Origin of the sequence: Microbacterium testaceum (genome assembly GCF_003075375.1) — a bacterium.
GTDB lineage: Bacteria > Actinomycetota > Actinomycetes > Actinomycetales > Microbacteriaceae > Microbacterium > Microbacterium testaceum_E.
Window position 1 is genome coordinate 54,383 of record NZ_QDFT01000009.1, and the last position, 18,104, is coordinate 72,486.

General features: G+C 71.6%; 15 protein-coding genes. 9 read left to right on the top strand and 6 right to left on the bottom strand.

Annotated elements, in window-relative coordinates:
• Positions 1–30 precede the first annotated feature (30 nt).
• Entirely contained in the window at positions 31–1,287 is a 1,257-nt protein-coding gene (locus DC432_RS05555; protein ID WP_116537021.1) for an MFS transporter, read from the top strand.
• A gap of 14 nt (positions 1,288–1,301) precedes the next feature.
• Here the strand turns inward: DC432_RS05555 and DC432_RS05560 are convergent, their stop codons facing one another.
• Positions 1,302–2,573, bottom strand: coding sequence for an MFS transporter (locus DC432_RS05560; RefSeq protein ID WP_243393044.1), 1,272 nt, complete (start codon positions 2,571–2,573; stop codon positions 1,302–1,304).
• A gap of 68 nt (positions 2,574–2,641) precedes the next feature.
• Between DC432_RS05560 and DC432_RS05565 the strand changes: the two genes are divergently transcribed.
• On the top strand, positions 2,642–3,226 hold the full coding sequence (locus DC432_RS05565; protein WP_108317097.1) for a TetR/AcrR family transcriptional regulator: 585 nt from the start codon (positions 2,642–2,644) through the stop codon (positions 3,224–3,226).
• A gap of 139 nt (positions 3,227–3,365) precedes the next feature.
• On the opposite strand, the gene DC432_RS05570 is transcribed toward DC432_RS05565, so the two are convergent.
• Positions 3,366–4,382 carry a LacI family DNA-binding transcriptional regulator gene (locus DC432_RS05570; RefSeq protein ID WP_116537023.1) on the bottom strand — a complete coding sequence of 339 codons (1,017 nt, stop codon included), beginning with the start codon at positions 4,380–4,382 and terminating at the stop codon, positions 3,366–3,368.
• Positions 4,383–4,521: 139 nt separating this feature from the next.
• On the opposite strand from DC432_RS05570, the gene DC432_RS05575 reads away from it, so the two are divergent.
• The 4 genes from DC432_RS05575 (at position 4,522) to DC432_RS05590 (ending at position 9,789) form a co-directional block, all read left to right on the top strand.
• Positions 4,522–6,555, top strand: a complete 2,034-nt coding sequence (locus DC432_RS05575; RefSeq protein WP_116537024.1) for a beta-galactosidase — start codon at positions 4,522–4,524, stop codon at positions 6,553–6,555.
• Positions 6,552–7,481 carry a carbohydrate ABC transporter permease gene (locus tag DC432_RS05580; RefSeq protein ID WP_116537025.1) on the top strand — a complete coding sequence of 310 codons (930 nt, stop codon included), beginning with the start codon at positions 6,552–6,554 and terminating at the stop codon, positions 7,479–7,481. Before DC432_RS05575 ends, DC432_RS05580 begins: the two co-directional genes overlap by 4 nt.
• Positions 7,478–8,386 (top strand): carbohydrate ABC transporter permease, encoded by a 909-nt coding sequence (locus DC432_RS05585; RefSeq protein ID WP_116537026.1) that lies wholly within the window; start codon positions 7,478–7,480, stop codon positions 8,384–8,386. Before DC432_RS05580 ends, DC432_RS05585 begins: the two co-directional genes overlap by 4 nt.
• A gap of 74 nt (positions 8,387–8,460) precedes the next feature.
• The gene (locus DC432_RS05590) at positions 8,461–9,789 is read left to right on the top strand and encodes an ABC transporter substrate-binding protein (protein ID WP_116537027.1); all 1,329 of its coding nucleotides are present in this window, start codon (positions 8,461–8,463) and stop codon (positions 9,787–9,789) included.
• 270 nt (positions 9,790–10,059) lie between these two features.
• Here DC432_RS05590 and DC432_RS05600 read toward each other — a convergent pair whose 3' ends face one another.
• Positions 10,060–11,013 carry a LacI family DNA-binding transcriptional regulator gene (locus tag DC432_RS05600; RefSeq protein ID WP_165801190.1) on the bottom strand — a complete coding sequence of 318 codons (954 nt, stop codon included), beginning with the start codon at positions 11,011–11,013 and terminating at the stop codon, positions 10,060–10,062.
• A 146-nt stretch (positions 11,014–11,159) separates the two neighbouring features.
• Here DC432_RS05600 and galT point away from each other — a divergent pair, with 146 nt between their 5' ends.
• A complete protein-coding gene (galT, locus tag DC432_RS05605) occupies positions 11,160–12,251 on the top strand; it encodes a galactose-1-phosphate uridylyltransferase (protein WP_243393046.1) in 1,092 nt (363 codons plus the stop codon).
• Complete coding sequence (gene galK / locus DC432_RS05610) at positions 12,248–13,399, top strand: galactokinase (RefSeq protein ID WP_116537030.1); 1,152 nt, start codon at positions 12,248–12,250, stop codon at positions 13,397–13,399. The genes galT and galK overlap by 4 nt, the downstream gene beginning before the upstream one ends.
• Positions 13,400–13,864: 465 nt before the next feature.
• Here galK and DC432_RS05615 read toward each other — a convergent pair whose 3' ends face one another.
• Positions 13,865–14,848, bottom strand: coding sequence for an LLM class F420-dependent oxidoreductase (locus DC432_RS05615; RefSeq protein WP_116537031.1), 984 nt, complete (start codon positions 14,846–14,848; stop codon positions 13,865–13,867).
• 177 nt (positions 14,849–15,025) lie between these two features.
• Between DC432_RS05615 and DC432_RS05620 the strand changes: the two genes are divergently transcribed.
• Positions 15,026–15,997 carry a MauE/DoxX family redox-associated membrane protein gene (locus DC432_RS05620; protein ID WP_116537032.1) on the top strand — a complete coding sequence of 324 codons (972 nt, stop codon included), beginning with the start codon at positions 15,026–15,028 and terminating at the stop codon, positions 15,995–15,997.
• 45 nt (positions 15,998–16,042) lie between these two features.
• Here DC432_RS05620 and DC432_RS05625 read toward each other — a convergent pair whose 3' ends face one another.
• Together DC432_RS05625 and DC432_RS05630 are read right to left on the bottom strand one after the other, a co-directional pair.
• Entirely contained in the window at positions 16,043–16,996 is a 954-nt protein-coding gene (locus DC432_RS05625; protein ID WP_243393045.1) for a site-specific DNA-methyltransferase, read from the bottom strand.
• Entirely contained in the window at positions 16,993–18,042 is a 1,050-nt protein-coding gene (locus tag DC432_RS05630) for a lipoate--protein ligase family protein (RefSeq protein WP_116537033.1), read from the bottom strand. Before DC432_RS05630 ends, DC432_RS05625 begins: the two co-directional genes overlap by 4 nt.
• Positions 18,043–18,104: the final 62 nt, after the last annotated feature.

An 18,104-nucleotide genomic window follows, 5' to 3' on the forward strand; every position in this document is an offset into this window, starting at 1 on the left:
CGTTACGTTTCCAGACGAGACGTTTAACGGGTGAAGACGGATACACCCGTTAGAAAACGACTGAGCCGAGACTTTCACCGGTTCTGGCTGGCGCAGACGACCTCGGCTGTCGGCAGCCAGGTCGGTGATCTCGCCGTCCCCCTGCTGGCCGTGGTGGTCCTGCACGCGACGGCCGCGGAGGCCGGGCTCGTCGGGGTCGCCCGCTGGCTGCCGTTCCTGCTGCTCGCGCTCCCCCTGGGCGTCCTGGTCGACCGGCGCCGACGGCGGCCCGTCCTCGTCGCCGCCGACATCGCGCGCGCGGCCCTCATCGTCGTTCTCGTCGCCGTGGCTGTGGCCGGTTCGCTGACCCTCCCCGTGCTGCTGGGAATCATCTTCGTCATCGGGGCCTTCACTGTCGCGTTCGAGGTGGCGTACCAATCGTTCCTCCCCACGGTCGCCGCGCGAGACGACCTCGAGCGAGCCAATGGGCGGTTGCAGGCCACCGCCTCCGCCGCCCAGGTCGGGGGACCGGGCCTGGGCGGGTGGCTCGTGCAGACCCTGACGGCCCCGTGGGCCCTCCTCTCCCAGGCCGTGACCTATGCCGTGTCGGCCGTGGCGCTCCTCGGCATCCGTTCCTCCGAGCCCGGCCCCCTCCCCGAGCGCCGCGGCGCCCTCGTCGAGCTGCGCGAGGGACTGCGTTTCGTCCGACACGATCGCTTCCTGGTCTCGCTCGTGGGCTTCTCGGCGATCTACAACCTGTTCGCTCAATGGATCACCGTGCTGCTGCTCGTGCACGCCGTGCGCGAGCTAGGCCTGACCGCGGGGCATCTCGGTCTCGTCTTCAGTCTCGGCGCGGCGGGAGCCGTGGTCGGCGCCGCGGCCGCCCCCGCGAGCGTGCGGCGGTTCGGCGTCGGACCGGTGCTCATCGCCTGCGCCGGAGCCGAGAGCCTCGTTCTCGGCGTCATCCCGTTCGTGGATGCCGCGTGGTCGCCGCCCGTGATCGTCGCCGCCCTGGTGGGTGTCTTCGCGATCAACGGCGCGGGCACGTCGCTCTCGAGCGTGGTGGCTCTCACCCTGCGGCAACTGCGGACGCCCGACCACCTGCTCGGACGAGTGAACGCGACCGTGCGGTGGATCTCCTACGGCGTCGTCGCGATCGGGGCGGGCCTCGGCGGCCTCGCCGGCGAAGCCCTGGGCACCCGGGCCGGGATCGCCGCGGGGTGCGTCGGGGTGGCCCTCACCGTCGTGCGGGTGGCAGCTTCGCCGCTTCGCACCATCCGCGACGCCGCGAGCATCGCCCTGCGCTGACCCGCGGCAAGGCCTCACGGCGTCGAGACGGCGGACTCCGCGGCATCCGGGGCCTTCGACCGGAGTGACGGGCTCGTGAAGCGCGTGCGGCCGATGACCACCGCGGCGGCGATCATGAGCGCGGCACCCAGCACATAGGGCGCCGCGTGCGCGACGTGGGCGTAGAGCAGGCCCGCGACCAGCGGCGCGACCGTTCCGACGGCGGCGTTGAGGGACTGCGCAGCCCCGGCGATCCAGCCCTGCTCGTCGTCGGCGACGGCGTTGGAGAGCAGACCGTCCATCGTTGCCTGAGCCGCGCCCTGGCCCGCCGCGAGCGTCAGCGCACCGACGACGAACAGCCACGGCTGGGCGAACAGCGACGCGACCCCGGCGAGGGCGACGAGCCCGATCGCCTGGGTGACGATGCCGCTGACGACGACGCCCCGCTCGCCGATGCGCGGTAGCAGGAGGCCGAGCAGCACGCCCTGGATCGCGATGTCGATGATGCCGACGCACGCGGTGAGCAGGCCGATCGCGGTCGGGCTCCACGAGATCGCGTCCAGCGCGAGCACGCTGAAGTTGTTGACGAAGAAGCCGAACGGCAGCCCGACGAGGATCAGCCCGATCATCAATCCGCGCAGCTCCGGCCGACGGAAGACACCGCGGAACATCGCGAACGGGTGCACCGCCCGCAGATCGAGGGTGGCGATGCGCTTGTCGGGGTCGAGGCTCTCGGGCAGCAGGAAGATGCTGAGGATTGCGACCGTCAGGGCGAGCCCGGCCGTCACGAACACGGGCAGGTCGACGTCGATCGCGGCGAGGGCGCCGCCGAGAGCGGGGCCGACCATCGTGCCGATTCCGGCGGTCGCGCCGAGCACCCCGAAGCGGCGAGCGCGCTTGTCGGGCGGGGTGATGTCGGCGAGGTAGGCGAAGAGGGCGGGAAGGTCGCCGGCGGTGACGCCCTGCACGATGCGGCCGAGCAGCAGCACCCAGATCGCACCCCCGACACCGAAGAGCAGGAAGCCGAGGGCGGCGCCGAAGCCGGCGACGATGATCACCGGCCGACGACCGAAGCGGTCGGAGATGCGGCCGAGGAACGGGGCGACCAGGAAGGCGCACAGCGCGTTGATGGTCTCGAGGATGCCGACCCACACGGCCAGGTCGGCGGGGTTCGCCACGTAGCGCAGCACCACGAAGGGGAGCACCGGCAGCACGACGGTCATACCGGCGGTGGTGAGCGTCGTGATGACGACGAGCATGGTCCAGGCGCGACGGCCGCGCTCGCGAGGGGGCTGAAGTGAAGTCATGCCGTAACTGTAGTCGTACCAGTTTCGGTGTCAATACAGTTTCGGAGCGAGACCGGTACACTGTTGCCATGAGTGCAGAGGTGGGTCGCCGCGAGCGCAAGAAGGCCGCGACGCGAAAGGCCATTTCGGACGCCGCGACCCTTCTCTTCATCGAGCGGGGATTCGACGAGGTCAGCATCCGAGAGATCGCCGACGCCGCCGACGTGTCGCCCACGACCGTCTTCGCGCACTTCCCTCAGAAAGAGGCCCTCGTCTTCGACGAGGACGATGCCCAACGCGAGATGCTCGTCGCCGCCGTGCGCGATCGTGGCCCCGGCACCTCGGTCTCGGACGCGCTGCGCGACCTCTACCGGCGCGAGCTCCTCGATCTCGCCTTCGATCCCGCGGGCGCGCAAAGGCGACGCTTCATGCAGCTGATCGCGGACACCCCCGCCCTGCACGACTATGCGTCGCGGATGTGGCTGCGCCACGAAGACGCCCTGGCCGAGGCCATCGCCCAGACGACGGGGCAGAGCGAGCCGGATGCCGAGACCCGGGTGTACGCGCGAACAGTGCTGCAGCTGCAGCTGCTCGCCTTCGAGCACGACGACGCCGCCGCCACGATCGAGGCGGGCTTCCGCATCCTCGAACGGGGATGGCACGAGCCGCGCTGACGCCGTGCCCCCGGTTCGGGGCGGGTTCTTGCGCTCGGGGCGGAAATCTCGCGCCCCGAACGCAGAACGGCGCCCCGAACGCCAGAACCGCGACCGACGCCCGCGCGACGCGACGCCGACGGAGCGCGCGAGGGCGGGGCTAGACCGACGCGCGCCAGACGATCGGCGCGTCGAGCAGGATGCCCCCGGCATCGGCGACGCCACCCGACAGCTGCACCAGCACGGCCTCGGCGGCCGCGGCACCCAGACCCTCGGCCGGCTGATCGACCGTCGTCAACGGCGGGTCGGTGCGCCGCGCCCACGCGCTGTCGTCGAACCCCACGACCCCGACGTCGTCGGGCACCCGGCGACCGGCGGCCCGCAGCGCTTGGACGGCGCCGGCGGCCACGGCATCCGAGGCTCCGAAGACGGCGTCGATGTCGGGGGCGCGCTCGAGCAGGCGCCGCATGCCCGCCTCTCCGTCGGCGAAGGCGTAGAGCGGCACGGACTCGACGAGCGTCTCGTCGAAGTCATCCCCCAGAGCCTCGCGGAACCCCGCGAGACGGTCGCTGCCCGAGTCGCGATCGAGGGCGGCGGCGATCATGCCGATGCGCCGGCGCCCGGAGGAACGCACGCGCGCGGTGATGGCCCGCGCGGCGCCGAGGTTGTCGATGCCGACCCAGGGCCGGCTGATGCCCGGCGGGTGGCCCACGTAGGCGACGGGCAGGCCGAGGCGCTCCACGACATCGGTGATGGGGTCGTGCTGACGGGCCGAGACGATGACCGCGCCGTCGACGAAGCCGCCGCTGAGGTAACGCGCGACGCGGTCGGTGTCGCGATCGGTGTCGATCACGAGACACACCATCTGGTAGTCGGCCTGCGACAGAGCGGTGTTGGCACCCAGCAGGATGCCGCCGATGTTGGGGTCTTCGAGGAACAGCGAGTGGGGCTCGTGGACGATGAAGCCGACCGCCTGCGTGCGCTGGCGGACGAGCGTGCGCGCGGCGTTGTTGGGGACGTAGCCCACCTCGCGGATCGCGGTCTGGATGGCCTCTCGCGCGTGCTCCGAGACGTATCCGCCGTTCAGAACGCGACTCACGGTGCCTCGCGAGACCCCGGCCGCCTTCGCCACGTCGTGCACGGTGCTGCGCCGGCGCCCGGGCGGAGGAGGCGTCATGGGGTCAGCCTAGCGAAAGCCGGCAGTTGACGACCGCGCCGCCCCGTGTCAGTATGTGCACGTTCACACATTTTCGATCCCGCTCCGGACATCGCGGATGTGTGCACGTTCACAGAACCCGCGAAGGAGCGACCCCCGGATGCTTGCCGTCGACCATCTGGCCCCTCGGACCCGAGAGGACGCTCCGCTGTCTTCGCTGACCCGCGAGGGTCTGGTGTTCGGGTGCGACTACAACCCCGAGCAGTGGGACCGCGACGTCTGGGACGAGGACATGCGCCTCATGCGCGAGGCCGGCGTGGGACTGGTCGCCGTCAACATCTTCGGGTGGTCGTGGATCAACCCCGACCGCGGCGTCTGGACCTTCGACGAACTCGACGAGGTCATGGACCTCGCCCACGCGCACGGCATCCGGGTCAACCTCGGCACGGCGACGGCCTCGCCCGCGCCGTGGGTGACGGCACGGCATCCCGAGATCCTCCCCGTCACCGAGGACGGCACGCGCCGCTTCCCCGGCGGACGCCAGGCCTACTGCCCCAGCTCGCCGATCTTCCGCGGGTACGCCGCCGAACTCAGCCGTCGCGTCGTCGAGCGCTACGCCGACCACCCCGCCCTGGCCATGTGGCACGTCTCGAACGAACTCGGATGCCACAACGCCCTCTGCTACTGCGACGCCAGCGCCGTCGCGTTCCGCGCGTGGCTCGAGGCACGCTACGGCTCGCTCGCCGCCGTCAACGCCGCGTGGGGCACCTCGTTCTGGAGTCAGCGCTACAGCGCTTGGGACCAGATCCTGCCCCCGATGGCGGCCCTGTCGCTGCGCAACCCCGGTCAACTGTTGGACTTCCAGCGCTTCTCGTCCGACCAGCAGCTCGAGCTGTACCGCGCCGAGGCCGCCGTGATCCGCGCGCGCAGCTCGGCACCGGTCACGACGAACTTCATGGTCACCGCGCACATCCGCGCCCTCGACTACTTCTCGTGGGCCGGCGAGATGGACGTCATCGCCAACGACCACTACCTCGACCGGCGCCTGCCCGACCCGCTCGCCGAGCTGAGCTTCGCGGCCGACCTCACCCGCGGCCTCGCCGCGGGAACGCCCTGGCTGCTGATGGAGACCTCCACCGGTGCGGTCAACTGGCAGCCCCACAACCTCGCCAAGGGCCGGGGCGAGCTGCTGCGCAACGTCGTCTCGCACGTCGCCCGCGGTGCGGACGGCATCTGCTTCTTCCAGTGGCGGGCCTCGGCGCAGGGCGCGGAGAAGTTCCACTCCGCCCTGCTGCCGCACGCCGGCACCGACACCGCCCAGTGGCGCAGCGTCATCGAACTCGGCCGAACCCTGCGCGCCCTGCAGCCGGTCGCGGGCTCGACCGTCGTCTCGGACGCCGCGGTGCTGTTCGACTGGGAGAGCTGGTGGGCGCTCGAGAACGAGGGCCGCCCCAGCGAGGACGTCCGCTACCTCGACCAGGTGCACGCGGCCCACGCCGCCCTCGCCGCGGCGGGCGTATCCACCGACGTCATCTCGGCCGGCGCCGACCTGTCCGCCTACCGCCTGGTCGTCGTCCCCGCCCTGCACCTCGTCCGCGACGCCGACGCCGAGCGCATCGCCCGCTTCGTCGAGGCCGGCGGCACGGCCGTGATCACCTTCGCCAGCGGCATCGTCGACGAGCGCGACCGCGTGCGCCTCGGCGGCTACCCCGGGGCGTTCCGCGACCTGCTCGGCATCGTCTCCGAGGAGTTCGCGCCCCTCGGCCCCGCACAGACCGTCGCGCTCGACGACGGCACCACCGGATCGATCTGGTCGGAGCGCCTGCGCGCGGTCGACGCCGAGGTGGACGCCCGCTTCGTCGACGGTCCCGCCGCGGGCCTGCCCGCCCGCACCCGGCGCCGCGTCGGTGCCGGCACCGCGTGGTACCTCGCCACGCTGCCCGCCGCCGAGGCGTACCGCGACCTGCTCTCGACCGCGGCCGAGGCCGCCGGCATCCGTCCGATCCCCGCCCGCCCGGGCGTCGAGGTCGTGCGTCGCGCGGACGCGGAGCGCGCGTTCACGTTCGTCGTCAACCACACCACCGAGGCGGTCGAGATCGCGGCGCACGGCCGCGACGCGATCACCGGCGAGCCCGTCGAGGGCGTCGTCGCCGTCGCCGGCGGAGCCGTCCGCATCATCGAGGAGACCCTGTGACCACCACCGTCCCGGCCCCGACGCGGGCCGCGCGCGCGAGCGAGCCGAAGCCCCGGCGCCCGCGCGTGCCGTTCAAGAGCGCGATCGTCATCCTGCTCGCCCCCTTCGCGGTGCTCTTCGCGCTGTTCTACGTGCTGCCCATCGTGTTCGCGGTCGTGCAGTCGCTGCTCGTCGTCCGCCGCGAGGGCACCTTCGGCAAGGCCGAGCTCGTGTTCGGCGGCTTCGCGCAGTACGCGCAGGTGTTCCAGAACGAGGCCTTCTGGTCGTCGATGCTGCGCATGCTCGCCTTCGGCGTGGTGCAGGTACCGGTCATGCTGGGCCTCGCCCTGGTCTTCGCGCTGCTGCTGGATTCGCCGCTGCTCAAGGGCAAGCGCTTCTTCCGCCTGGCGTTCTTCGTGCCCTACGCCGTTCCCGGTGTCATCGCCGCGATCATGTGGGGCTCGCTCTTCTCGCCCAACCTCTCGCCGTTCACGGCCCTGACGCAGAACGTCGACTTCCTCGGCGCCGACCTGGTGCTGTGGTCGATCGCCAACGTCGTCACCTGGGTCTACGTGGGCTACAACATGCTCATCATCTACTCGTCTCTGCTGTCGATCCCCAGCGAGATCTACGAGGCGGCCCGCCTCGACGGCGCCGGACAGTTCCGCATCGCGTGGTCGATCAAGATCCCCCTCGTGCGTCCGGCGATCGTCATGACCGCGATCTTCTCGATCATCGGCACGCTGCAGCTGCTGGCCGAACCGCAGGTGTTCCGCTCGTTCAGCTCGGCGGTCACCAGCACCTTCACCCCGAACATGACCGTGTACGCCACGGCATCCATCCCCAATGCGAACCTCGCCGCGGCGTTCTCCGTGGTGCTGGCCGTGACCACCTTCGTGCTGTCGTTCGGCTTCATGAAGTGGATGCAGAAGAAGGGCAACGCATGAGCGCCGTCACCACCCTCCGCCCCGCGCGCGGCACGCGTCCCGCCCGCGGCCCCCGCTCCGGTGCGGTCCGCGAGCCGCTGGTCTCGCGCACCTCGGCGATGCTCGTCATGGCCGTCTTCACGGTGTACTTCCTGCTGCCGCTGTGGTGGCTGCTCGTGGCCTCGAGCAAGAGCACCGGCGACATCCTGACCACGAACCCGCTGTGGTTCGCCGACATGCGCCTGTTCTCGAACATCGGCGACCTGTTCGCCTACCGCGACGGCATCTTCTTGCGCTGGCTCGGCAACTCCCTGCTGTACGCGGGCCTCGGCGGCGCCGTGGCGACGCTGCTGGCGGCGATGGCGGGTTACGCGCTGGCGAAGTACCGCTTCCCGGGCCGTGAGCTGGTGTTCGACGTCGTGCTCGGTGGCGTTCTGGTCCCGGCCACGGCCCTCGCCCTGCCGCTGTTCCTCATCTTCAGCCAGGTGCAGCTCACCAACACGTTCTGGGCGGTGTTCCTTCCGTCACTGGTCAGCCCCTTCGGCGTGTACCTCGCGCGCATCTTCGCCGCGTCGTCGGTGCCCGACGAGCTGCTCGAGGCGAGCCGCCTGGACGGCGCGGGCGAGATCCGCACCTTCTTCACCGTGAGCCTGCGGCTGATGAGCCCGGCGCTGGTGACCATGTTCCTGTTCCAGTTCGTGGCGATCTGGAACAACTTCTTCCTGCCGCTGATCATGCTGCGCAGCGAAGAGCTCTTCCCCGTCGTCTTCGGGCTCTACGGCTGGAACAACCAGCTCAACCAGATCCCCGAGCTGCGCGGGCTCGTCCTGATCGGCGCCCTGCTGTCGGTCATCCCCCTCATCGTCATCTTCCTGCTCCTCCAGCGCTTCTGGCGCAACGGTCTCGGGACCGGTGCCCTGAAGTGATCCCTTCGGCGGCTCCCGCCGCCCCCACCCCGGACGCAAACGGCGCGTCCGGGTCACCAGAGAAAGGCATTCGCATGAAGCACAGAATCCTCGCGGCGACCTCCGGCGTCGCCCTGTCGGCTCTGCTCCTGGCCGGCTGCGCCGGCGGCGGAAGCGGCGACGACGCCGCCTCGGCGGCCGACTGCGCCCCCGCCGACGGTCCCGTCACCCTCGAGTTCACCTCGTGGATCCCGGGTATCGAGAAGGTCGTCGAGATGTGGAACTCGGAGAACCCCGACATCCAGGTCAAGGTGCAGACCGGCCCGAACGGCAACAGCGGCACGTACCAGAACTTCTTCAACCAGATCGCCGCCGGCAACGCCCCCGACCTCGGTCAGATCGAGTACGACGCACTGCCGAACTTCCTCGTGCAGGACGGGCTCGAGAACATCGGCGGCTGCTCCGACGTCGTCGCCGCCAAGGACCAGTTCGTCGGGTGGGCGTGGAACCAGGTCGCCCTCGGCGAGGACGGCGCGGTCTACGGCATCCCCCAGGACATCGGTCCGATGGCGCTGTTCTACCGCAAGGACCTGTTCGAGAAGAACGGCATCGCGATCCCCACCACGTGGGACGAGTACACCGAGGCCGCGAAGAAGATCCGCGCGCTCGGCGGCTACATCACCAACTTCTCGCAGTCCGACATCAACCAGTTCGCGGGCTTCGTGTGGCAGGCCGGCGGACAGTGGTTCGGCAACGACGCGGACGGATGGACGGTCTCGCTGACCGACCCCGCCTCCGAGAAGGTCGCCGAGTACTGGCAGTCGCTGATCGACCAGGACCTCGTCTCGACCTACCCGGCGTGGACCGACGAGTGGAACAACGCCTACAACTCCAGCCAGGTCTGGACGTGGAACTCGGCCGTCTGGGGCGCCAACTCGATCTCGAGCGGCGCTCCCGACACCGCGGGCGGCTGGGCCGTCTCGGACCTGCCGCAGTGGGCGGCCGGCGAGAAGGTCGCGGGCAACTGGGGCGGATCGTCCATCGCGGTCCTCAAGGGCAGCGAGCACCCCTACGAGGCGACGAAGTTCGCGCTCTGGCTGAACACCTCGGAAGAGGCGCTGACCGCCCTCAACCAGGAGGCGAACATCTACCCCGCCACGACCGAGGGGCTGAAGCTCCCCTCGCTCGCGCAGGGCGTGGAGTTCTACGGCGGCCAGAAGATCTACGACGTCTTCGCCAAGGCAGCGACCGAGGTCACCCCCGACTTCGTGTGGGGCCCGACCATGACCAAGACCTACGCCGATGTCTCGGACGGCTTCAAGGCCGCGGTCAGCGGGAACGGCACGCTGGTCGACGCACTGCAGAAGGGCCAGGATGCCACCATCGGCGCCCTGGAGTCGCAGTCCATCCCCGTGAAGAAGTAACGCACACCCCGTGACAGGCGCCCGCGGATGCTCCGGCATCCGCGGGCGTTCTCCGTTCCCGGATGGCGGGGGGCTGGCGGGCCGGCCGCGGGCCGGCGGGCGGGCGGGCGGGCGGGCGGGCGGGTTTGGGGCGGGTTCTACCGTTTGGGGCGCGTACTCCCCGCCCCAAACGCACGATAACGCCCCAAACGCACCCGGGGGCGGGCGAGGGCGCGGGGCGCGAGGGAGGGGCGGAGGGGGCGGGGGGCGCGGGGGGCGGGGGAGGGGGCGTCAGGCCTCGGCGCTGCTCGCGCGTACGACCAGCGTCGCCGGGACGGTCTCGACGACGGGCTCCCCGCCCTCGATCGCGGCCACCAGCGCCGCGACCGCCTGACGGCCGAGGGCGTCGAAGTCCTGACGCATCGTGGTCAGCGGCGGGCGGAACTCCGCGGCATCCACGATGTCGTCGAAACCGACCACCGCGACGTCGTCGGGCACGCGCCGGCCGGCGTCGGCGAGGGCGCGCAGGGCGCCCAGGGCCATCTGGTCGTTCGCGACGAAGATCGCGGTGGCCGCGGCCAGCCGGGCCACGGCGGAATGACCGGATGCCGAGGTCCAGTCGCCCCGCGCCGGCTCGGGCACGTGGACGCCAGCGGAGGCCAGCGCTTCGCGCCATCCACGCTCGCGCTCGGCGGCGGCGAACGACCCGGCGGGTCCGGCGAGGTGGTGCACGGTGTCGTGACCGGCGGCGAGAAGATGCGCGGTGGCGATGCGGGCGCCGTCCGCGTGGGCCGTCTGGACGATCGAGAAGCGGTCGTCGGGCGGTGAGTCGACCACCACGATGTGCAGGTCCGCGGGCGGTTCGACGCCGCGCGCGAGGTCGGTGGCCTCATTGAGCACGACGGCGCCGTCGACGCCCTGGGCGCGCAGGCGCGCGAAGGCCTCGTGGATGCCGCGCTCCCCCACGGTGACGACGGCCAGGGCGTAGTCGCGGGCCGCCGCCGCCTCGGAGATCGCCTGCAGCATGCGCGAGTTGCCCACGGACGCGAGGGTCGCCACGACCAGGCCGATGGTCGAGGTCTGCCCGGTGCGCAGGGCGCGAGCGGCCCGGTGCATGCGGTAGCCGAGTTCGGCCATGGCCTGCTCGACGCGGACGCGCGTCGCCGGGTCGACCCGGGGACTCGCGTTCGCGACGCGCGACACGGTCTGCGCCGAGACCCCGGCCCTCGCGGCCACGTCAGCCATCGATACGCGCATCGCACCCCCTGCATGTTGACGATATCACGCACGCTCTGTAGCGTGTTATCGTGAACACGGACACCCCCTCCGCCACGCCGCTGGGCGCGGGCGTCATCAAGCGCTCGACCCGTCTCGCCGACGGCCGCGAACTGATGTATTTCGACGATCCGGGCACCACGCTCGGACCCGAGCGCGCGATCGACGCGCGCACCCTCGACCCGCGGCCCATGACGGCGACCATGCGCCAGGACGTCCTGACCGGTGACTGGATCACCGTGGCATCCAATCGCCAGAACCGTGCCTTTCTGCCGCCCGCACACCTCGACCCGCTGTCGCCGCAGACGCCGACGAACCCCTCCGAGATCCCCTCGCTCTACGACGTCGCCGTCTTCGAGAACAAGTCCCCCTCGTTCGGTCCCGCCCTCGACGACGCGACCGGCGACGCCCCCGCCGCCGTCGACCCGCCGCGCGGCGCCGACGACCTCGAGCACCTGGGTCTCGGCCGCACCCGCACCTCGGTCGGCCGGTGCGAGGTCGTGTGCTTCAGCCCCGCGCACGAGGGCTCGTTCGGCTCGCTCTCGCGCACCCGCGCCCGCACCGTCATCGAGGCGTGGGCCGACCGGACCGCGGCGTTGTCGGCCCTGCCCGGCATCCGTCAGGTGTTCCCCTTCGAGAACCGCGGGCAGGAGATCGGCGTCACGCTCCCCCACCCGCACGGACAGATCTACGCTTACCCCTACGTCACACCCCGCACGCACCGCCTGCTCGACACGATCTCGCGCACCTCCGACGATCTGTTCGCCCGCATCCTCGACTTCGAGCAGGCCGGCGAGCGCGTCGTGCTGCGCGGCGAGCACTGGACGGCATTCGTTCCCTTCGCCGCGCGCTGGCCCATCGAGGTGCACGTACTCCCCCACCGCCACGTGGCCGACCTGGCCGAGACGAGCGACGCCGAACGCGACGAGCTCGCACCCTTCTACCTGCGCCTGCTGCGCGGCATCGACGCGCTGTACGACACCCCCACCCCCTACATCGCCGCCTGGCATCAGGCTCCGGTCGGACGGGGACGGGATGCCGTGCGCCTCAACCTGCAGATCACGTCGCCGCGCCGCGCCGCCGACAAGTTGAAGTACCTCGCCGGGTCCGAGGCCGCCATGGGCGCCTGGATCGGCGATGTGACCCCCGAGTCGCAGGCCGAGCGCCTGCGCGCCGCCCTCGACACCGTTCCGGAGGTGACGGCATGACCGCCGTCGACGACGCCCGCACCCTTCTCGCCGCCACCCCCGCGGGGGTGTGGTCGGCTCCCGGCCGCGCCAACCTCATCGGCGAGCACACCGACTACAACGAGGGCTTCGTCTTCCCGTTCGCGATCGCGCAGCGCACCGCCGCGGCCGTCGCGCTGCGCGACGACGACGTGATCCGCGTGCGGTCGACGTTCGCCGACGACGCGGTCGAAGTTCCCCTCGCCGAGCTCGACGCCCGCATCGCCGCCGGCGGCCTCGACTGGGCGGGCTACCCGCTGGGTGTGGCGTGGGCGCTGCTCCGAGAGGCCCCGGATGCCACACCCCGCGGCGTCGACATCGCGGTGTCGTCCGAGGTGCCGGTGGGCGCCGGACTGTCGTCGTCCGCCGCGATCGAGGGGGCCGTGGCATCCGCTCTCAACGACGTGTGGAACGCCGGCCTCGACAAGGTCGCCCTGGCCCGCGTCGGCCGCATCGCCGAGAACGACGCCGTCGGCGCCCCCACCGGGATCATGGACCAGATGGCGTCCATGCTGGGGGTCGCCGACGCCGCGACCTTCCTCGACTGCCGCACACTCGAGACCCGGCCCGTCGCGCTGGGCTTCGCCGAGGCGGGACTTGCGATCCTCGTCGTCGACACGCTCGTCGAGCACGCCCACTCCACCGGCGGCTACCGCGAGCGCCGCGAGGCGTGCGAGCGGGGTGCGGCGGCCTTCGGCGTCGCGTCGCTGCGCGACCTGACGGTCGACGACCTATCCCGTGCCGCCGAGATCCTGGATGACGTGACCTTCCGCCGCGTGCGTCACGTCGTGACCGAGAACCAACGGGTGCTCGACACGGTGGCGGCCCTCGACGCCGACGGTCCCGCCGCGATCGGCGATCTGCTCGTCGCATCGCACGCGTCGATGCGCGACGATTTCGAGATCTCGGTGCCCGAGCTCGACCTCGCCGTCGAGACCGCGCTGGGCGCGGGCGCGCTGGGTGCGCGCATGACGGGCGGCGGCTTCGGCGGCGCGGCGATCGCGCTGATCCCCGCCGGGCTCGTCCCAGCGGCGACCGAGGCGGTCCTGGCCGCGTTCGCGGCATCCGGGTTCCGCCGCCCCAACGTCTTCACGGTGACCCCGTCCGAGGGCGCGCGCCGCGACGCGTGACGCCGTGGCGCCCCGGGGGGGGTCGGGCCGGTCGGGGCGGTCGGGGCGGTCGGGGCCTCGCCCGCCCCGGCCGGCCCGGACCGGGCCCCGATAAACGCCGTTTCTGCCGAGACATGGGGTGCGTCCGCGTGTTTCGGCAGGAACAGCGTTTATCACCGGGAGCGAGGGCGGCGAGAGACGGCCGCGGCACGCGCGCATGCGGCGGGAGACGGCGGCGGCGCGCGGCGGGAGACGGCGGCGGCGCGCGTCGGGAGGCGGCGCGGAGCTCCGGGCGGCCCCGCGATAAAGGCCGTTCCTGCCGAGACACGGTATGCGTCCGCGTGTTTCGGCAGGAACAGCGTTTATCGAGGGGAGCGAGGGCGGCGGGCTACGGCGACGCCACGCGCGCATGCGGCGGGCTAGGGCGGCAGGCGGCAGGGCGGCGCGCGCCGGGAGGCGGCACGGAGCACCGCACCACCGCACCGCTCAGAGGTGCGGAATCACCTCGCGCTCGAACAGCGAGATGCCCGAGGTGTCGTACGCGGCCTCGGGGAAGTACTGGATCGCGTAACCCAGACCGTGGTTGGCGCGCTCGCGCAGGCGCTCCACGATCTGCTCGGGCGTGCCGAAGCCGTCGGACGAGCGGTAGTCGACCTCGATGGCATCCGCCCGCTCGTCGCCCACGTGCGGACGCAAGCGCGCCACCACGGCGGCCAGGCGGTCGGATGCCTCGGCCTCGGTCTCGGCCACGATCGTGTTGAAGTTCGTCGAGCGGGTGATCTCGGACGCGTCGCGACCAAGGGCCTCGCAATGCCCGCGCAGCACCTCGGACTTGTGGTCGAACTCCTCGAGCGATCCGCCGAAGTTGGTGTACGAGGCGTACTTCGCCGCGATCTTGAGCGTGACCTTCTCGCCTCCGCCGGCGATCCAGAGCGGGATGCCGCCGGCCTGCAGGGGCGTCGGCTGGACGATCGCGCCGTCGACCTCGTAGTACTTCCCCGACAGGGTCGCCTCGCCCGTGGTCCACGCCTGGTGCATGATCTCGACGCCCTCGCGCAGGCGTCCGAGGCGCTCGGCGATGGGTGGGAAGCCGTAACCGTACGCGCGCCACTCGTGCTCGTACCAGCCGCCGCCGATGCCCATCTCGGCGCGTCCGCCCGAGATCGCGTCGACCGTGGCGGCGACCTTGGCGAGGTACGCCGGGTTGCGGTACCCCATGCACGTGCACATCTGGCCGAGGCGCACCCGGTCGGTGGCGGCGGCGAAGGCCGCCATCAGGGTCCACGCCTCGTGCGTGGCCTCGGCGCTCGGCACGGGAGTGGTGTGGAAGTGGTCGTAGACCCAGAGCGAGGCCCAGGGGCCGTCGTCGGCGCTCTGGGCGAGGGAGTTCATGACCCGCCAGTGCTCGGAGGGGTCGATGCCGACGAGGTCGAAGCGCCAGCCCTGGGGGACGAAGATGCCGAATTCCATGGGGCTCACCCTAGGCGCGTCCTCACCCGTCCGGGGCCGACGATACCGATGACGCCCGATCCGTCGCCGTTCGCGGGTGAGGACGACCCCGCACGCAGATGAATTACACCCCCGGATGCCACGACGGCCCCCGACCGCAGCCCATGCTGGATCTGCCGTGCTCGACGGCTGCCGCTCATGAGCCTTCTCCTCCTCTGCCTCATCGTTCCCGCGTCGTCCCTGCTGCTGGTCAGCGGGATCGCGAAAATGGTCGCGCTCGAGGACGCTCCCCACGTCCTATCCGCGTTGCGCCTGCCCCGGCGTCTTCCCCGACTCGCGGTGGCCGCCGTCTCCGTCGTCGAGGTGGCCCTGGCAGTGGCACTCGCCGTTTCCGACGGTCAGACGCGCGTGGGAGCGGCGACCGCGATCGTCCTGCTGCTGGCGGGTTTCACTGCGCTCACCGCCCGCGCCGTCAGCCACGGCTCGGCCGACGAGTGCGGGTGCCTCGGCCGGTGGAGTACTACGCGAGTGTCCCCCGCGCTGGTGCGCCGCAACGCCGTCCTGAGCGTCGCGGCCCTGCTGTTGGCGGTCGTCTGCGCGGTCGTCTCGACCTCGTCCCCGTCAGCACCGACGATCGCGGCCTCGCACCCCCTGCCCACCGCCCTCGCCGTGGCGGTGAGTGCGGCCCTGGCGACCTGCGGATTCGCGATGGCGCGCGCAGGGCGGAGAGGCGGGATGCCATCGCCCGATGTCGCGTCGTGGCGACCGCCGCTGATCCGCGAAGACGGTGTGGTCGTCGACGTGGTCACCGAGGCCGCGCGGGGTCGGAGCCAGCTTCTGGTCTTCGCGCAAGCGAACTGCGACCGGTGCCTCCGGGTGATCGACGCACTCGACCACCATCACGACGCGCTCGCGCCCTGGCTCGACGTCCGGATCGTCTACCCCGTGGGTGCCGGACGCGACTGGAACGCCCCCGCCCGCGAGAACGACGGCCCGCGCACGCCCGCCGCCCTCGATCTGGGCGGCGCACTCGCGACGGCCCTGGACGTCGGCGACCATCGCCCCGTGGGGGTGCTGATCGCGGCGGACGGGCGTCCCGTCCTGCCGTACGCGGACAGCGAGGACGACATCCGAGTTCTCGTGTCCGCGCTGGTGCGGTCGAGGGCCTGAGCGCAACCCCGGTCCTCCCGGGGAGTCCGCGCCGGGCTCCTCGATTCAGGCCTCGAAGGCCTCGAGGCGCTTGTGCATCACCGCGACCGCGTCGGCGTTGTCGTCGATCAGCACCGCGTGCCGGCCGAGCGGGGCGGCGACGGCACCCAGCGTGCCGCTGCCGGCGAACATGTCGAGCACCCGGTCGCCGGGGCGGCTGGACGCCTGCACCATGCGACGCAGCACGCCCTCGGGCTTCTGCGTCGGGTAGCCCGTCTTCTCGCGCCCGGTCGTCGGCACGATGGTGTGCCACCACACGTCGGTGGGCATCTTGCCGCGCGCGGCCTTCTCGGCCGTCACCAGGCCGGGGGCCATGTAGGGCTCGCGGTCGACGGCATCCGAATCGAAGAAGTACGCGGCCGGGTTCTTGACGTAGACGAGGATCGTCTCGTGCTTGGTGGGCCAACGGCGCTTGGTCTTCGCGCCGTAGTCATAGGCCCAGATCAGCTCGTTGAGGAAGTGGTCGCGCCCGAACAGGGCGTCGCACATCACCTTGGCGTAGTGCACCTCGCGATAGTCCAGGTGCAGGTACAGCGTGCCGTCGTCGGCGAGCAGCCGCCACGCTTCGATCAGCCGCGGCTCGAGGAAGCCCCAGTAGTCGTCGAAGCGATCGTCGTAGGTGCGCAGGTCGCCGCGCAGCCGCGCGTACTCGCGTCCGTGGAAGCCGCGCTGCACCACCGGCGGCGGGGGCGGCTCGTCCTCGGGGAACGTCAACATGTTCGGATCGTCGGGGGATGCCACGGGCTCGGGCGCGACGGCATCCGCCTCTTCTTCCACGGGAGGCGTCCACGTCGCCGACTCGACCGCCTTGGAGCGCGTGCGCCCCGTGTTGAAGGGCGGATCGAGGTACACGAGCGAGAACGAGCCGTCGGCGAGCGCCGGGGTGATCGTCAGATTGTCGGCGTGGTGGATCTCGACGACGCCCTGCGCGGGGACGGCGTCGGGGGCGGCCGCGCTCACGGGACCCGCTGCAGCCACGCGTCGGTGGCGAACTTCGAGGCGACGAGGGCCTCGGCCTCGGCGTACTCCTCGGGGGTGATGTGCCCCTCGGTCGCGCCGTAGAGCGTCGTGAACGTCTGGATGAAGCGGTCGATGACCTGATCGCGCGGCAGTCCGGTCTGGCTGCGCAGCGGGTCGACGCGCTTGGCGGCAGAGACGGTCCCCTTGTCGCTGAGCTTCTCGCGGCCGATGCGCAGCACCTCGGTGAGCACCTGGCCGTCCATGTCGTAGCTGAGGGTCGCGTGGTGCAGCACCCCGCCGTTCGCGAGCCGCTTCTGCGCGGCCCCACCGATCTTGCCGTGGGGGCCGGCGATGTCGTTGAGCGGCTGGTAGACCGCGTCGATGCCGAGCGAGCGCAGCGCCTGCAGCACCCAGTCGTCGAGGAAGGCATAGGAGTCGGCGAACGTCATCCCGGCGACCAGCGACGCGGGGACGTAGAGCGAGTAGGTGACGATCGAGTTGGCGGCCATCATCATCGCGCCGCCGCCCGAGATCCGGCGCACGACGTCGAAGCCGTGCTTCGCGGCCCCCTCGGGGTCGACCTCGTTGCGGAGCGACTGGAACGAACCGATGACGACGGCGCTCTCGTTCCACTCCCACAGCCGCAGCGTGGGCTTGCGCAGCCCGGCACCCACCCGGGTGGTGAGCACCTCGTCGAGGGCGAGGTTCATGCGGGGCGACACGGGGTCGTCGTGCACGACCTCCCACTCGAAGTCCGCCCACCCGGGGGCGACCACCAGGGCGCGGCGGATCGCCGTCGCGACCGATTCCGGGGTGAAGCCGAGCAGCTGCGCCCCCTCGGGCAGTGCTGTGCGGATCGCCGCGGCGATCGTGGGGACGTCGGACTCCACCGGCAGCCCGTTGACGGCCTGGTCGATGTCGTCGAGGGCGTCGTCGGGCTCGAGGAAGAAGTCTCCCGCGAGGTGGAAGCCGTGGATGCGGCCCTCGCGTTCCTCGAGGTCGACCACGACCAGCTTGCCGCCGGGGACCTTGTACTCGCCGTGCATGCGTCCAGCCTACGGCGGCGGGCCGGGCGCGGCGGGCGGGCGCGGCGGGCGGGGTGGGGCGC

Excerpts from the sequence above, each read along its gene's own strand:
- DC432_RS05560 (WP_243393044.1), bottom strand. The coding sequence starts at position 2,573 with ATGACTTCACTTCAGCCCCCTCGCGAGCGCGGCCGTCGCGCCTGGACC.
- DC432_RS05565 (WP_108317097.1), top strand. The coding sequence starts at position 2,642 with ATGAGTGCAGAGGTGGGTCGCCGCGAGCGCAAGAAGGCCGCGACGCGA.
- DC432_RS05570 (WP_116537023.1), bottom strand. The coding sequence starts at position 4,382 with ATGACGCCTCCTCCGCCCGGGCGCCGGCGCAGCACCGTGCACGACGTG.
- DC432_RS05575 (WP_116537024.1), top strand. The coding sequence starts at position 4,522 with ATGCTTGCCGTCGACCATCTGGCCCCTCGGACCCGAGAGGACGCTCCG.
- DC432_RS05585 (WP_116537026.1), top strand. The coding sequence starts at position 7,478 with ATGAGCGCCGTCACCACCCTCCGCCCCGCGCGCGGCACGCGTCCCGCC.
- DC432_RS05590 (WP_116537027.1), top strand. The coding sequence starts at position 8,461 with ATGAAGCACAGAATCCTCGCGGCGACCTCCGGCGTCGCCCTGTCGGCT.
- DC432_RS05600 (WP_165801190.1), bottom strand. The coding sequence starts at position 11,013 with ATGGCTGACGTGGCCGCGAGGGCCGGGGTCTCGGCGCAGACCGTGTCG.
- galT (WP_243393046.1), top strand. The coding sequence starts at position 11,160 with ATGTATTTCGACGATCCGGGCACCACGCTCGGACCCGAGCGCGCGATC.
- galK (WP_116537030.1), top strand. The coding sequence starts at position 12,248 with ATGACCGCCGTCGACGACGCCCGCACCCTTCTCGCCGCCACCCCCGCG.
- DC432_RS05615 (WP_116537031.1), bottom strand. The coding sequence starts at position 14,848 with ATGGAATTCGGCATCTTCGTCCCCCAGGGCTGGCGCTTCGACCTCGTC.
- DC432_RS05620 (WP_116537032.1), top strand. The coding sequence starts at position 15,026 with ATGAGCCTTCTCCTCCTCTGCCTCATCGTTCCCGCGTCGTCCCTGCTG.
- DC432_RS05630 (WP_116537033.1), bottom strand. The coding sequence starts at position 18,042 with ATGCACGGCGAGTACAAGGTCCCCGGCGGCAAGCTGGTCGTGGTCGAC.